At 59.5% G+C, this 14,616-nt stretch carries 11 protein-coding genes; 6 read left to right on the forward strand and 5 right to left on the reverse strand.

Features of this window, described 5'->3' with window-relative positions; genetic code table 11:
* Positions 1-90: 90 nt before the first annotated feature.
* The 3 genes from NW829_RS08610 to NW829_RS08620 form a co-directional block, all read right to left on the reverse strand.
* Positions 91-2,634 carry a UPF0182 family protein gene (locus NW829_RS08610; RefSeq protein ID WP_414416880.1) on the reverse strand — a complete coding sequence of 848 codons (2,544 nt, stop codon included), beginning with the start codon at positions 2,632-2,634 and terminating at the stop codon, positions 91-93.
* A gap of 4 nt (positions 2,635-2,638) precedes the next feature.
* Positions 2,639-4,081, reverse strand: coding sequence for a TIGR03279 family radical SAM protein (locus tag NW829_RS08615; protein ID WP_414416881.1), 1,443 nt, complete (start codon positions 4,079-4,081; stop codon positions 2,639-2,641).
* Positions 4,082-4,189: 108 nt separating this feature from the next.
* Positions 4,190-4,474, reverse strand: a complete 285-nt coding sequence (locus NW829_RS08620; protein WP_011432039.1) for a DUF2103 domain-containing protein — start codon at positions 4,472-4,474, stop codon at positions 4,190-4,192.
* Positions 4,475-4,551: 77 nt separating this feature from the next.
* On the opposite strand from NW829_RS08620, the gene NW829_RS08625 reads away from it, so the two are divergent.
* The 6 genes from NW829_RS08625 to NW829_RS08650 all read left to right on the forward strand — a co-directional run bounded on the left by NW829_RS08625 (position 4,552) and on the right by NW829_RS08650 (position 10,661).
* Complete coding sequence (locus NW829_RS08625; protein ID WP_414416882.1) at positions 4,552-5,229, forward strand: molybdenum cofactor guanylyltransferase; 678 nt, start codon at positions 4,552-4,554, stop codon at positions 5,227-5,229.
* Between the two features lie 32 nt (positions 5,230-5,261).
* On the forward strand, positions 5,262-7,400 hold the full coding sequence (locus NW829_RS08630; RefSeq protein WP_414416883.1) for an FAD-dependent oxidoreductase: 2,139 nt from the start codon (positions 5,262-5,264) through the stop codon (positions 7,398-7,400).
* A gap of 789 nt (positions 7,401-8,189) precedes the next feature.
* The gene (locus tag NW829_RS08635; protein ID WP_414390140.1) at positions 8,190-8,528 is read left to right on the forward strand and encodes a hypothetical protein; all 339 of its coding nucleotides are present in this window, start codon (positions 8,190-8,192) and stop codon (positions 8,526-8,528) included.
* A gap of 84 nt (positions 8,529-8,612) precedes the next feature.
* The gene (locus tag NW829_RS08640) at positions 8,613-8,954 is read left to right on the forward strand and encodes a histidine triad nucleotide-binding protein (RefSeq protein WP_011432043.1); all 342 of its coding nucleotides are present in this window, start codon (positions 8,613-8,615) and stop codon (positions 8,952-8,954) included.
* 85 nt (positions 8,955-9,039) lie between these two features.
* The gene (locus NW829_RS08645) at positions 9,040-9,690 is read left to right on the forward strand and encodes a precorrin-8X methylmutase (RefSeq protein WP_414416884.1); all 651 of its coding nucleotides are present in this window, start codon (positions 9,040-9,042) and stop codon (positions 9,688-9,690) included.
* Between the two features lie 578 nt (positions 9,691-10,268).
* The gene (locus tag NW829_RS08650) at positions 10,269-10,661 is read left to right on the forward strand and encodes a hypothetical protein (protein ID WP_414413143.1); all 393 of its coding nucleotides are present in this window, start codon (positions 10,269-10,271) and stop codon (positions 10,659-10,661) included.
* Between the two features lie 113 nt (positions 10,662-10,774).
* Here the strand turns inward: NW829_RS08650 and NW829_RS08655 are convergent, their stop codons facing one another.
* Together NW829_RS08655 and hflX are read right to left on the reverse strand one after the other, a co-directional pair.
* Positions 10,775-12,523 carry a diflavin flavoprotein gene (locus NW829_RS08655; RefSeq protein ID WP_414416885.1) on the reverse strand — a complete coding sequence of 583 codons (1,749 nt, stop codon included), beginning with the start codon at positions 12,521-12,523 and terminating at the stop codon, positions 10,775-10,777.
* Positions 12,524-12,638: 115 nt separating this feature from the next.
* Positions 12,639-14,405: a GTPase HflX gene (gene hflX, locus NW829_RS08660; RefSeq protein ID WP_414416886.1), complete on the reverse strand. Its 1,767-nt coding sequence runs from the start codon at positions 14,403-14,405 to the stop codon at positions 12,639-12,641.
* Positions 14,406-14,616 lie beyond the last annotated feature (211 nt).

A 14,616-nucleotide genomic window follows, 5' to 3' on the forward strand; every position in this document is an offset into this window, starting at 1 on the left:
AGGAAGCGCGAAGATTGACAACCTAAACTTAAAACATCCGTTAAGTTTCGTCAACCACCTGCCTCAAAAATGAGGAGGGGATCCCTTTCTCTATCGGCTGCCCCTCGGCAGAAAGAGGGCTTCTAAGGCCTGGCCGAGAGTCGGTTCCATCACCACCCGGTCTTCGTAGGCAGCGATCACCCGGGTGAGCTGGGGCAAGCGGCCCTGTTCTGCTTCGATGTAGAGGGGCTGAACATAGAGCAAAGAAGTCTCGATAGGAATGACCAGCAGCGTGCCCAGGTTCACCCGCGACCCATGCTGGTTCCAGAGGGAAATTTGCTCGGAGATTAAGGGATCCTGATTGACCCGTGCTTCCACCTGTTCCGGGCCATAGATGAGCCGTTGCTTGGAAAACTCGTACACCAGGAGCTTGCCGTAGTTTTCCCCGTCGCAGCGGGCCGCTATCCAAGCCACCATGTTCTGCTTGTTAACAGGGGCATAGGGGGAGAGGAGGACGAACTCAGGAGTGTGGTTTGCAACCCCTTGGGGATCCCTCGGCAAGGTGAGAATGAGATACTGCGGCTGCATGGGAATGCGCCGTCGATTGCGGAACTGGCCGGGGATCTGCCATTGATCCTCGCGGTTGTAGAAGAGGCGGGGATCCGTCATGTGGTAGGTGGCAAACTGCTGCGCTTGCAGGCGGAAGAGGTCTTGGGGATAGCGGATGTGTTGCCGCAGCGGCTCCGGCATTGCCTCCAGAGGCTTGAAGAGGGTGGGGTAGATGCGGGCGTAGGCTTGGATGAGGGGATCCCGAGGGTCGGCAATGTACCAATCGATGCTGCCGTTGTAGGCGTCCATCACCGCCTTGACCGAGTTGCGGATGTAGTTGAAGGGAAAGCCGGGCAGGTGCTCCGAGTAGGGGTAGCGGCTGCTGGTGGTATAGGCATCGAAAAACCAGTAGAGCTTGCCGCCTTGAATGACCAGGTAGGGATCCCGGTCGTAGAGCAAAAAGGGCATCACCCGACGGATGCGCTCGCGGATTTGGCGGCGATAGAGAAAGCGGGTGGCAGAAGACAGCTCGCGGCTGAGAAGGATGCGCAGATCGCCAAAATGCCAGGCGTAGAGAAACCGCTGCCAGAGGTGGGGAATGGGCACGCCACCGCTGCCCTGATAGCTGCTGTACACATAGCGCTCTGCTGCAGGGTAGTCCAACTCCCGCGCCTCAGCGCCCACGAAAACATCGGTGGTGGTCAGCTCGCCATAGTAGAGGGCCGGCTGCTCCACCCGCAAGACGGAGGCCACCTCAGGGTAGCGGGGAGAAACCCGCGGCGGAATATCCGATAGGAAAAAATCCGGCAGGCCTTCAGGGGTCACCACATTCACCGGGCTGAGGGTGAGGCCATAGCCGTGGGTGTAGAAAAACCGCCGGTTAACCCAGGTTTGGGCGGCGGGGGGCACCTGGGCAAAGTCCAGCTCGCGGGCGGCATGCATAACTTGGCGCAATTCTCCCCCAATGCGGTAGCGATCCACATTCACATAGGGAAATTGGTAGTAGGGGCGGATTTCTTGCAGTTGGCGGTAGGTGGCCAATAGGGGATCCGCATCCCAGAGGCGCACGTTGCTCAGGGTGGATTGATTCTGCTGCAGGATCTCCCAGGTGAGGGCTCCCCCTTCCGGGAAGGGTTGGACTTCGACATCGGCCAGGCCAAAGCCAGCACGGGTAAAACGGATGTTGTCCTCGATGTAGGGGCGCTCCAGCTCCAGCTCGTTGGGGGCCACCAAGAAAGTTTGCACCAGTTGGGGATAAAGTTGGGTGGTTAGCAGCCCAAACCCCAGGTAGGCCCCCCAGAGGATGGCCGGCGCCAGGAGAGAGCTGGCCCAGGAAGGGCACCAGGACTTGAGGAAAGGAAGGTTGAGGCGGATCCCCTGGCGGGCCAAAGCCCAGAACCCCACTGCCGTCAGGCCTGCCACCCCGCTCATCAAGGTCGTGGCCGGCAAGGTTGCATGCACATCGGCAAAACCGGCCCCAAACACAACGCCGCGGGTGGAATAGAGCAGCTCGTAGCGCTCCAGCCAATGGCCCCAGGCGCGAATGAGAAACAGGGATCCCCCCAAGATCAGCAGGTGCCGCTGGGCATAGAGAGAGAGGGCCAAGGTCAGCCGTTGCTCGGAAAGCCCCAGCTCCACCAAGTAGATGAGGACAACGGTAACCAAGGTGAGCAGCACCAGGTTGAAGCACCAATGCTGCACCGTCTCCCAGAAAGGCAGGCTGAAGAGAAAAAAGCCGAGATCGCGGTTGAAAATGGGATCCGACTCCCCGACGGGCCCTTGGTTGAGCCAGAGCAGCAGCGTAAACCAGTGATTGGAAAGAGACCCAGCAAAGAAGCCACTCAAACCTATGGCGATCACCCAGGCCCCGGTCAAGGTTGCCCCCCGCCAGCAGGAGCAGATGTTGGATCCCACCACCGCCAGGGCAAAGAGGAAAGCGCCCAGGCCCAGCCCCCAGCGGGCAATTACCCGCGTCCACAGCACCGGCAGGGCATTCAGCTCGGCAAACCAGGCCAGATCTACGTAGAAAGCCGCCAAGCCCGTGATGGCCAGGATCCCCAGCCCCACCCCCAGCAGCAGAAACAATCCTCGCCGCAACCTCTGCATCGCCTCAGGATCCTCGGCTCAAAGCTGTTCTTGGTCGCGTCAGCGGTGCAGTTTCCCTTCGCCCGAGCGTTGCGGAACAACACAGGGTGCCGTAGGCATAGCCCTGTTCTAGCTGTTGCACCGCCTGCACCAAGCCTGCCGGCCCGCCGTCCACCCGCACCACCGGGATCCCCACCTGGGCCTGCACCTCTTGCCAGGTCAGATCGTCCAAAAAGCGCTCCCCGTCCTTGAGGGCGATCTGGGGTAGCAATAGCCCATCATAGTCCGCCAAGTTTTCCACAGACTTCAGGGCATCCAAGATATCCTGCCCCGTCAGCAGCCCGGTTACCGTCAGGGTTTGTCCCCAAAATTGGCTGGCAATAGGCAAAAGATCCAACTGCAGCCCGCGGATGCGGTTCATCTGCTCCACCACAGGCTGGAAGGCTTGCTCTACGGCATTGCCCACCACCCACAGAACCTTGAGGGGAGAAGGGAGCTCAGGCGGCAGTTTGAGCTGCTCAAACTCGCTCAAGAACAGGCGCAGGGATCCCACGCCATTCCCCAGTTGGGGGTAATCTTCATAGTGCTCTTCCGGGGGCAGTTCCCGCCCGGCCAGCAGATACCACTCATCGGCCAGCCAGGCAAAGGTGGATCCCAATGTTTGCCGAAACCCGACCTGCAAAGTTTCCACCTGCTGGATCACTTCTCGGGCCTTGGCCGCATCGACAGGAACCAGCTCATCACCAGGGGGGCGAAAGCGCGTCAACCCCACCGGCACCACTGCTGCCGAGAGGACGGTGGGGATCCCGTCTACGGGCCGGCGAAAGGCGGCCAAATCGAGGAGCGTGCGGGTGAGGTGATCCCCATCGTTCCAGCCCGGGCAGACCACCACCTGTGCGTGCAGTTGCAAGCGATGCTGGCGAAACCAGGCCAACTGCTCCAAAATCAGGCCAGCCCGCGGGTTTTTGAGCAAGCGGCTGCGCAGCTCCGGGTCGGTAGCATGCACTGACACGTAGAGGGGAGAAAGGCGCAGGCGAGCGATGCGCTCCCATTCGGCAGCAGGCAAGTTGGTGAGGGTGAGGTAGCTGCCGTAGAGAAAGCTGAGGCGGTAGTCGTCGTCCTTGAGGTGCAGCGTTGCCCGCATTTCCGGAGGTTGTTGGTCGATGAAGCAAAAGGGGCAAGCGTTGGCGCACTGGATCAGGCCATCGAACAGGGCTGTCTCAAACTCTAGCCCCAGATCCTCGTCGATTCCCTTCTCCAGCTCAACTGTGCGCGGGATCCCTTGGCTATTCAAGATCTCCAGGCTTACACACTCCTCAGCGATCAGGAAGCGGTAGTCGATGAGATCGCGGGGGCGCTCACCGTTGATGCTGACCAGGGCCTCTCCAGGTTGGATGCCCACTTCTGCTGCCAGGGATCCGGGTAAAACAGCGCTGATACGGGCGGGCTTGAGACTAGCACGAGACATAGCTAACTCATCCTCAACTGATGTGCCATTTGCCCCAGCAGGACGAAGTTCTGGGTCGGGACAGCGTTGCGGAGCAATAACGAGGCTCGGTTGACTACAAACAGTTGACTACAAACAGCGGAGAATAGCCGCCTCTAGCTCGGTTTGGCTGAGATCCGTTACCACAAACACCTCTTGCACGCTGCTTCCCTTGCGGGCCACCAGCTTGTACCCGCCCCGGATCGGCACCGAAACCCGCAACTGCAACTGGGGGATCCGCCCACGGCTGCAGGACAGAGCGCCCGGCGTCACGGTTTTAATGCCCGCCTGCCGGGTCAGGCGTTCCAAAACAGGGATCAACCCTGAGATGTGGGTGGAGTGGTTCCAAACCAGACGACCAGAGGGCTCAGACATAGCGGCTAGAGTGAGGAGAGGATGGGATCCCTATCCTATTCCTCCACAAATACCTGCTGCTCGTTGTGGAAAACTGGATGTCCAAAATGCCTGAAGATTCCCCGCCTGCGGTCGTGGCTCTGATCTTGGCCGGGGGCAACAGCCGCCGCATGGGATCCGACAAAGCCCTGGTGCTTTGGGATGGGATCCCCCTGCTGCGACGGGTGGCTCAGGTGGCAGCAGCCTGCGCCGACGCGGTTTACATCCTCACCCCCTGGCCGGAGCGCTATGCGTCGGTGGTGGATCCCGGTTGGCATCTCTGGCGGGAAAACGTTCACAGCCGCGACAGCGTTGCAGAGCAACACCGAGGCCCGCTGCTGGCCTTTCAAGAGGGGATCCGGCGGCTGCAAACCCTGGCCGTTCCCCCGGAGTGGATCCTGCTACTGGCCTGCGATCTGCCCTGCTTGCAGGAGCAGGTTCTTGGGGATTGGCGACGGCGCCTTGCCACCCTGCCCCCTCAGACGGTGGCCGCCCTGCCCAAAAGTCAGCGGGGCTGGGAGCCCCTGTGTGGCTTCTATCGCCTGGCGCAGCTAGGTTCTCTGGAGAGTTTCTTGCAGGCAGGAGGAAGATCCTTTCAGGGCTGGTTGTCCCAGGTGCCAACAGCCATCCTGCCCCTGACCGTTCCCGACAGCGGGACGGAGTCCCTTGAGAGGATGCTCACCAATTGCAACACCCCTGCAGATCTGCAGCTGGGGGGAAACCTGGGTAGGGGGTGATCCCTGGGATCGGCAAAGGGAGGGATCCCCTCATGTCACAATGGGTAAAGATTTGCTCGGTTTCTTATCTCGGCGCCGTGCTTACTTCCCTTTACTACCGCGAGATCCCTTGCCCCGATAGTGCTCAAGTGCTGCGCTGGCTACAGGAGTGTATCCCCCTGCCCCAAGGCAGCCAGAAGGTTCTTACCCCCACGGGCCTGCGCCTACAGGGATCCGGCGCTGAGCTGGCCCTTTTCTTGTGGTCGGGGCTGAACACTACCTATCTCAAGGTGTTCCAGTGGTCGGAACAGCCCTTCCCCCGCCAAGCTCGCTGGCTGAGAGAGCTGGAACAGGCCATTCAAAGCCAATTTCCCCACCGCTACCCGCAGTTGCCCCAGATCGACCTGAACCGGGGATCCATCTTCGATCAGCTTGAGCCTTTCTACCCGCAAACGGTGAAGTATTTTCGGCGGATCCCCAATGGAGAATTTGACCTGCAGCGGGTGTACTGGTGGGAAAAGCGCTGGCGGGAAGAAGTGCAACATTGCCACGCAGCCCACCGCCCTGCTCAGCCGGTCTTGTTTCGCCAGCCTGCCCCTGAGCCGGCCCCGGTGGAGTGGGATCTGGCCATCGTGGGGGGAGCGCTGGGAGCCATCTATGGAGCGGCCATGGCTCGCTTGGGCTACCGCGTGGCCTTGGTGGAGCGACTCCCTTTTGGCCGCATGAACCGCGAGTGGAACATCTCCCGGCGGGAGCTGCAAACCCTGGTGGATTTGGGCCTTTTGAGCGCCGAGCAGATGGAGAGCTTGATCCTGCGGGAATACACGGATGGGTTCAACAAGTTTTTTGACGGCAATAGCCCGGTTCGCGCTCCCGTTTTGCACACGCCGACGGTACTCAATCTGGCCATTGACGCGGAAAAGCTATTGCAGCTCTGTGGCCAAATTCTCACTTCCTGCGGGGGAGCTATCTACGAGCGCACCGAGTTTCAGCGGGCCTATGTTGGCGAACAAGGCGTCACGCTGGTTTTGAAGGATTTGCCCACCGGCGAGGAGTTTCGGCTGGGATCCCGCCTTGTGGTGGATGCTATGGGAACGGCCTCTCCCATTGCCCAGCAGCTTTACCGCCATCGGGCTTTTGATAGCGTCTGCCCCACGGTGGGGGCTACCATTGCGGGGGGGTTTGAGCCAGGGGTATGGGATCCCCAATTTGGGGACATTCTGGCCAGCCATGGGGACATCAGCCGCGGTCGGCAACTCATTTGGGAGCTGTTCCCCGGGCCAGGCGAAGATCTCACCTTCTACCTGTTCCACTACCACCAGGTGCATCCGGAAAACCCCGGATCCCTGCTGGAACTGTACGAAGATTTTTTCACTATTCTGCCGGAATACCGCCGCTGCGACCCAGAGCGCTTGCAGTGGAAAAAAGCGACCTTCGGCTATATCCCCGGACGATTTGGCCAGCCCCGGCACCCTGTTCGCGGCAGCGGGGCGGAGTCTTCGGAACCCTTTGACCGGATACTGCTCATAGGGGATGCGGCGGCTATGCAATCGCCCCTTAGCTTTACCGGCTTTGGATCCCTGGTGCGCAACTGCCCCCGCCTGTGCGATCTCCTGGATACGGCGCTGCGCCACGACCTGCTCAGGGCGGCGGACTTAGCCCAGATCCGGGCCTACCAGGGCAACTCGGCCGTCACCTGGCTCTTCTCGCGGGGGATGATGGTGCCCACCGGCAAGGTGCTGCCCCCCGAGCGCATCAATGCCACTCTCAACAGCTTTTTCGGCATTCTCGCCACCGAGCCGCCGGAGGTGGTGGACGATTTCATCAAAGACCGGGCCGGCTGGCTGGCCTTTAACCGCATGGCCATCAAAGCTGCCCTGCAAAACCCACGGCTGCTGCTGTGGATCTGGGAGGCCGTAGGGGCCAAAGGCTTTGCCCAGTGGCTACCCACCTACTTCAGCTATACCGGCCTGGCCTTGACCTCTGCTTTGTTCAGGGGCTGGCTTCCAAATCTGCTGCGTCGCCTGCAGCCCTGGCTAGAAGCGCGTTACCCCCGCCTGTGGCTGCGCTGCCTGCAGTGGAGCTACACCCTCACCTATGGAGTGGGACAGCCGCGCATTCAGTTTCAACTCCCCCCCACTCAAGAAAAGACCCAAGACACAATACCAACTTGGATAGAGGAGAGGGCTTGAGCTGGTGGCGCGGTCGGAGAATGCGGCCACGCCAGTTTTTTGATGCCTGTGCTTTTGCTTGCCTCAAGTCACAATCTTCAATGTCTGCTTCAATGTCTGCAGAAAAGGCAGGTGACAATACAGCCTGTTCACAAACTGGGGGATACAAAAATCGTGTTTCCGAGGCTTGACCCCAACGAGGTTTAAAACAAGCAGGTTTATAGTCATTTTAAACAGAACTGAAAGATTTCTGTTGTATTGCTTCCTAACTCCCCTCTCCCTTTGGGAGAGGGGTTGGGGGTGAGGGATGACTCCCTCTGGGAAAGGGGCTGGGGGTGGTCGCGGCAGCGGCGCGGAACGCTTGGGGAGTGTCTCAATTAGCCTAGAATGACCATACAACCGTATCCCGTGGTCCCTTAGTGGGCTGTAGTTGTGTAGCTAAAGCCAATTAGCAAAAGATCCCATTGGATGCTAGCAGTCCTCACTTGTGTTTGCTAGCAGCTTTACCTCTTATCTGCACAGATTTCTGCACAGATTATTTACACAGAGCTGAACGAGGGAGTGCCCATCGGGCAAAGCCTTCCTCTGTGGCGCAAAAGTATTTCGCCACGCAGGGATCTGCCTGTCCTTTGCCTTGGCATTTTGCCCAAGTTGAGTATAATCAATACCTAACATCCAGGATCAGATCGAGGATAGTTGGGAAGGGATCCCAACCTTGATTTGGTTTTGAGACTGCTAGCCCCCTTTTTAGGATCTTTCGCAAAAAACTCTGTAGGACTGAGCCCAGTCGCGTCAGCGTTGCGGAGCAACATGGTTTACACCTTCGAGATCATCGGCATCGCCCCTGCTCTACAGTTCTTTCATCAGCAACAGAAGCTGGCCCAGCGGCCCTGTGGGGTGGAATACCTGGGTACCAGCTCCTGCACCCTCGATGCGTTACTGGGATCCCTGGAGGAAGTGCCGGCCCGGCGCGGCTGGGACTTGGATCAGTTGGTCGACGCTGTTATCCGCTTTTGGTGCAGCAACCCCGATTTGGTGAGTTTGTGGCGCTCTCGTTTTCGCGATGCCGGGCGAGATGCGCTGTTGGTCTCGCGAGTGGGGCATATTCAATCACTGCGGCAGGAATTTGAATGGCTGCTGAAGCAGTAGGTGCCGAGCGCCACTCTCGCCACCTGGGTGGGAGAATGTGCGGTTAGCAGGTAGGCTAAGGGCAGAACTAATTTGTGAGCACCCATGAGCGACACAGTTTTCGGCAAGATTATTCGCAGGGAGATCCCTGCACAAATCGTTTACGAAGACGATAGAGCCCTGGCCTTCAAAGATATTGCCCCCCAAGCCCCTGTCCACATTTTGGTGGTGCCCAAAGAGCCCATCCCCGGCATTTCCCAGGCCAAGCCCGAACATGAGGCATTGCTGGGACATCTCCTGCTGACCGCTCAGCGGGTGGCTGCCGAGGCAGGTTTAAATAAAGGCTACCGATTGGTGATCAACGAAGGAGAAGACGGCGGGCAAACCGTCTTTCATCTCCACATTCACGTTCTGGGCGGTCGGGGGATGGGCTGGCCCCCAGGTTGAGCGATGGTTTTTCCCACCAACTGAAGCCTCTGCAGGTACAATCCTGTCATTACTGAGGATAAACGGCGGGCGGGGTCTGGGATCGATGGAGTGGCACGTAACCGATGCAGAGAGTTTGATGATCATCGACCAGGAGGTGGGCAAGCACGAGCTTTCTCCTGCTGAGTATGAGGTGGTTCGTCGGGTTATTTATGCTACTGCCGACTTTGAGTACTTGAACCTCATCCGTTTTGGTAACGAAGCCTTACAGGCTGGGGCGGCGGCCTTGGCAGCGCGTACCACCATTGTGGTCGATGAGCCGATGGTGCAGGTGGGCATTGCCTGGGCTGTTCAGAACACCTTTTCCAACCCCATCTATTGCAGCAGCGAAGCCATTACCCGTCCCCAAAGGGACAAGACCCGCTCCGCTTGGGGCTTGGAAACCCTGGCCCAACGCTACCCTGAGGCGATCTTTGTGATTGGCCAATCCCAGACTGCCCTCTCCACCTTGGTGCAGCTGATTAGAAAGAAGGAGGTGGCCCCTGCTCTGGTCATCGCCACGCCGGCTGGGTTTGTGAACGTGGTGCAAGCCAAGCAGGAGCTAGCCGATTCCATGGTGCCCCACATCCGCACTGAGGGACGCAAAGGAGGCCCGGCAGTGGCTGCAGCGGTGTTGGATGGCCTGCTGGACTTGGCTTGGCACGCCTATATACGGGTCAGCAGTGCAGATCATCCTGGCAAATCCGCGGTTTCATGACATGCTCCTTGCCCTTGGGCACCGTTCGCGGAAACAAGCCAAAACTTTGGCACTCAAAGCACATTTTTTCAGCAGTTGACTGCCCTGCCGCTGAAATCTCGCTTGGGACACCGCGCTTTATGGTCGTTTCAGTTTAGGGTGAGACGCCTGGACTACCGATCGCGCCAGCGGGACGGAGTCCTTGAAAAGCCTTCTGGCCTCGTGCATTCAATCATTCACTGTTTGAGGTGTGGGTGCAATGTCCTAGTTTGAATCGAAGTTTGAATTGAAATGACCATACACCTCTATAGTCAGTTGCTCTAGCGGTGCGGATGAGCTGGGGGCCTCGCAGCACTTTTGGGTCAAGAGTGGGTCTGCTGATCCAGATCACCCAGCCAAGGGGATCCCGGTCACTCGGCCTGCAAATTGGCATGGGCAAGATGGGAGCTGCGCTCTCAGTCCTGCCTCTTCAGAAAATGGCCTGAGAGACGACTGGGTTGGGCCTATGGAGGGATCTTCCCATGCGGTGTGCCATCTTCTTTTGCTGGCTTGCCTGGGTTTTTGCGCCGGGGGCTTGGGCACAAGCTGAGCCATGCCCGATGGTCGTCCTTTCGCCCTCTTCACAGTTGCAGTTGTCAGAATCGTCAACACTTGCCTCTACTCTCTCGACAGCCCAGAAAGTGCTCCACACTGCTACTGCACTCGACAAGGCAGAGGTTATCGCTACGCAACATTTTCCCGAACCGGTCAGCCCCTACCAGCGCTGGCGACAGAGGTATGCCCCCTCAGATCCCCTCTCTTCGGGTTTGGGCAGCGTCCCTTATCGGCCAGCCCAGCAGGGATCCCAAAGGATTCAACAGGGAACAGAGGGGCTGCCCTTAGGGCCTGCGACCCGCCAAGGGGAACAGCTGGAGCAGATCGGGATCCGCCTGGGAGAAGACAGCCCTTTTTTCCTACATCCCAGTGGGTTGGTCTATCGGCAGTCCTATTGAATTTGTGAGTCTGTTCGCTACAGGGATCCCAGCTTCCCCAGGGAGAAGGGCTGGGAGTGAGAAATTATCTCTCACTTCTCTCTTCTCACTGCTCACTATCAGTATTAGTAGTATTAGTAATGATTCCCTACCTTGCGGTGGTGGATGGCGGTGAGGCCCTCTGGGCTGGAGACCCGACCAGCTTCTAGGGTGCTGTACACCACCCAGTGATCGCTGGTTTCCAGGCGGCTCACCACACGGCACTCCAGGTAGGCCAAAGCATCGGCCAAGATGGGGGATCCGTTGGCAGCAGGGTAGGTCTTGATCCCGGCAAAGCGGTCGGCCCCCGGTGGAAATCTCTTCAGGAAGTGGCGCATCAAGGGTTGGTAATGGCCTTCTTGCAGCACGTTTAACACGAAGGTATCTCCCACCTGCAGGAAGGATTCGATGGCCCGATCCTTGGCTACTGCAATGCTGATCCCCGGCGGATCGGTGCTGGCTTGGGCCACCCAGGAGGCAAGCATGGCGCTGGTGGCTTGCCCTTTGCGGGCAGTGATGATGTAGAGGCCATTGCTGATGCGGCCCAGGGCGCGATCCAAGTCGGCATCCAAGGCTTTCATCTGCTGAATGCTGCGATCCCGCGTCAGCCACTGCCCCAGATCGGTACCTGCTTCTTCGGCCAGTTGCAGCAGAGCCTCGCCAGCAGGCTGCTTGAGCAGAATGGGGGCAAACACCTCTTTGGCGCCGATCTCCTGCAGGGTGTTGCGGCAGAGGTACACCGACTCATCATCTTCGCCGCCCGACTCAAACAGACCAAAGCCTTGCTTGCTGTGGGCAGAGGCCAAAAGGGTTTTCAGCAGCACTTGAGTGGTGGCGGCCTCAGGCCCTGATTGGGGCGGCATGCCTATCACCACACCGGCGGCCAAGCTCATCAGCTCCCGCACCTCGTGGGCATCCACCAGCCGCAAATCTGCCAGCTCCACCTGGATGCCGGTTTTTTGGATCCCGCGGGCAATGGCTTGAGCCAAGGTTTCCGCCTGGCCATAGCCGGACAGGTAGAACACTGCCACCAGGCGCTCGGCTTTGGCCTGCTCCAGGCTCCAGGTGCGATATTGCCCCACCCAGTCGGACAGGTGATGGCGCAGTAGGGGGCCGTGGCCGGTAGCAATGGCAGCGATGGGAGGCAAGGCTTCCATGCGCTTCAGGGCGGACAACACCGAGCGGGCGTTGGGCCCCATGAGGCAGTCGTAGTAGAGCTTGAAGTCGGCCTGCAACAGGTGGGGATGTTCGTCCCAGGCGAAATCGTCGCAGTAGTGCATCCCAAACACGTCGCAGGTGTAAAGGATCTGGGTGCCGTGGTCGTAGGTGAGGATGGTGTCGGGCCAGTGCAAGTTGGGGGCAGAGATAAATTCCAGGACATGCCCCTTGCCCAGATCCAAGCGATCTCCCTGTTTCACCACCAGCCGCCGGAAGGGCCGATGCACCAGATCTTCCAGAAATTGCACCGCCACCTTGGAGGCCACCACCGTCATCTGGGGCGCCAGCTCCAGCAGATCCCCAACCAGGCCGCTGTGATCTGGCTCGGTGTGGCTGACCACCAGGTAGTCGATCTGGGCAGGATCTAGGATCCCTTGCAGGCAATCCAGGTACAACTGGCGAAACTTCTCGTGGGAGGTGTCGATGAGGGCCACCTTCTCGCCGCGAATCAAGAAGGAGTTGTAGGTGGTGCCATTTTCCAGAGCAAATTCGATGTCAAATCGATCCCGATCCCAATCTTGGGAGCGAATGGCAAGGGTGTCGGCCCCGATGGGCAGAGTTTGCAGCGTCAGATGGGGCTGGGCCAGGCGAGGTGCGACTTGAGGTGCAACTGCAGTGGTGGCCATGTTCTCTCCCTAACTTTAAGTCGGGTCACAATCCTGATCTCAATGTAACTGAATGTTTATGTTGACGGCGGATGAAGATGAGCTATGCAGGTTTGGAAATCCTTATGGAATGCTTTTAGGGATCCTTGGGTTCCTGCCAATCGAAGGGGTTAGGACTTAGGGCTGTAGCAAACTGGGCCAGGGTGTGGCGCAACTGATCCAGGTTTTGGCCGGTGGCGGCGGAAACAAACAGGGCTTTGGGGTAGAGCAGGCGGACGTCTTCCACCCATTCGGGGTCGAGGCGGTCGATTTTGTTAAACACCAGTTGCCGGGGGCCGGTGGCCAAGGGCATCTCGTCCAGCAATGTTTCCACCGCCTCGATTTGCCCCTCCCAGTTGGGGTGGGAGAGATCCACCACATGCAGCAGGGCATCGGCTTCCGTCACCTCTTCCAGGGTGGCTTGAAAGGCATCCACCAGTTGGTCTGGTAATTCGGTTAGGAATCCCACTGTGTCGGTCAACAGCACCGCCTGCTGGTCGGGCAGCTCCAGCCGCCGCGTGGTGGGATCCAAGGTGGCAAAGAGTTGGTCGGCCACGTAGACCTGGGCATGGGTGAGGGCATTGAGGAGGGTGGATTTGCCGGCGTTGGTGTAGCCCACCAGGGCCACCACGGGAATTTGGGATGCCTCGCGCCGTTGGCGCAGCCGCTGCCGGTGGCGGCGCAGCTCTTCCACCTCTTGCCGCAGCTTGCCGATGCGCCGCTGGATGGCCCGCCGCTCCATTTCCAGTTGGGTCTCCCCCGGGCCCCGAGTACCGATCCCACCCCCCAGCCGCGACATGGTGCGACCGCGACCGGCCAGGCGAGGCAGCAAATACTGCAGTTGCGCCAGCTCCACCTGCAGCTTCCCGGCTCGGGTTCTGGCCCGCTGGGCAAAAATATCCAGGATCACCTCGCTGCGATCCACCACCCGCACCCCCACCGCCTCTTCCAAGGTGCGCACCTGGCTGGGGGTGAGTTCCCGGTCGAACACCACCAAGTTAGCGCCCAGATCCTGGACCAGCAGAGCCAGCTCTTGCACCTTACCGGATCCGATTACCGTGGCCGAATTGGGGCCTTCCCGCCTCTGCCAGAGGGCTTGCAGCACCTGTCCGCCGGCACTCTCCACCAGGCGGCTCAGCTCCGCCAACCCATCCATGAGATCCTCGTAGCTCTGCCCGGACTCCTGCAGCCCCACCAGGATGGCCCGATCCTGATCCAGATCCACCTGGCGGGCGGTCAACTGGCGCCGAAACCCATCCTCCAGCTCCGCCACCAGCTCCTGCAGATCCTGTTCTGCCAGGATCCCCAAAGGCAAAGGCTCAGAAACCTGCCAACGGCGCTCTCCCTCCGGCAGCAGATGGGCCAGATAGGCCCAGTGAACAAAGCCCGTAGCCGCTCCTCCCCGGCGTCGGTGCCCTCCTGACTTGGACACGGAAAGGGTGATGAGGGCATCCAAACGCTGCAAAGCCATGGCCGTCAGCGCTTTTTGACCGGGGCCCCCCTCCCCCATTTGGGTGGTGATGCAGCGGATCCCGGATAGGCGCTCGGCCCCCTGGCGGGGCAATTCCCAAGCGGGAATCTGGGTTTCAAAAGGGGATCCCACCCCTACGCGGATCACCTGGCCGCGCCGGTTGAGGTAAACGCTGATGGGCCGGCCTTCCAACTCTTGGGTCAGGGATCCCAGCCGTTGGGCAAACTCCACCGTCACCAGGCGGTTGGGGGGTAGGCGCAGTTGATAGAGCCGTTGCAGTTGCTTTTGTTGGTGGGGCTTTAACCCTTTGGCCTGTTCGCGAAAGCCTCGCGTAGCGATAGCAGAGCTGAAGCGGGGGTCGGTCTGATGGCGAGAGGTGCTAGCCCTGGGCATGGGGACGGGGAAAGACCCAAAAACAAGCTTTCATCTACCATACACGCTAGCTGACAGCAGGAACTTGGGATCCAAAAGCAACGGCGGCAAACACTGGCCCAGTGTTGGAGCTGCCCAAGCTGGGATCCCTGTATTGAGCTTGCTGTCGGTGAGAGGGTTTCCAAATCGGTTGGGCAGTCAGGGATCCCTTTCGCTCCGTGTTGCCGGAATC

The sequence above is a fragment of the Synechococcus sp. R55.8 genome, from assembly GCF_047461895.1.
In the GTDB taxonomy this organism is placed as follows: domain Bacteria; phylum Cyanobacteriota; class Cyanobacteriia; order Thermostichales; family Thermostichaceae; genus Thermostichus.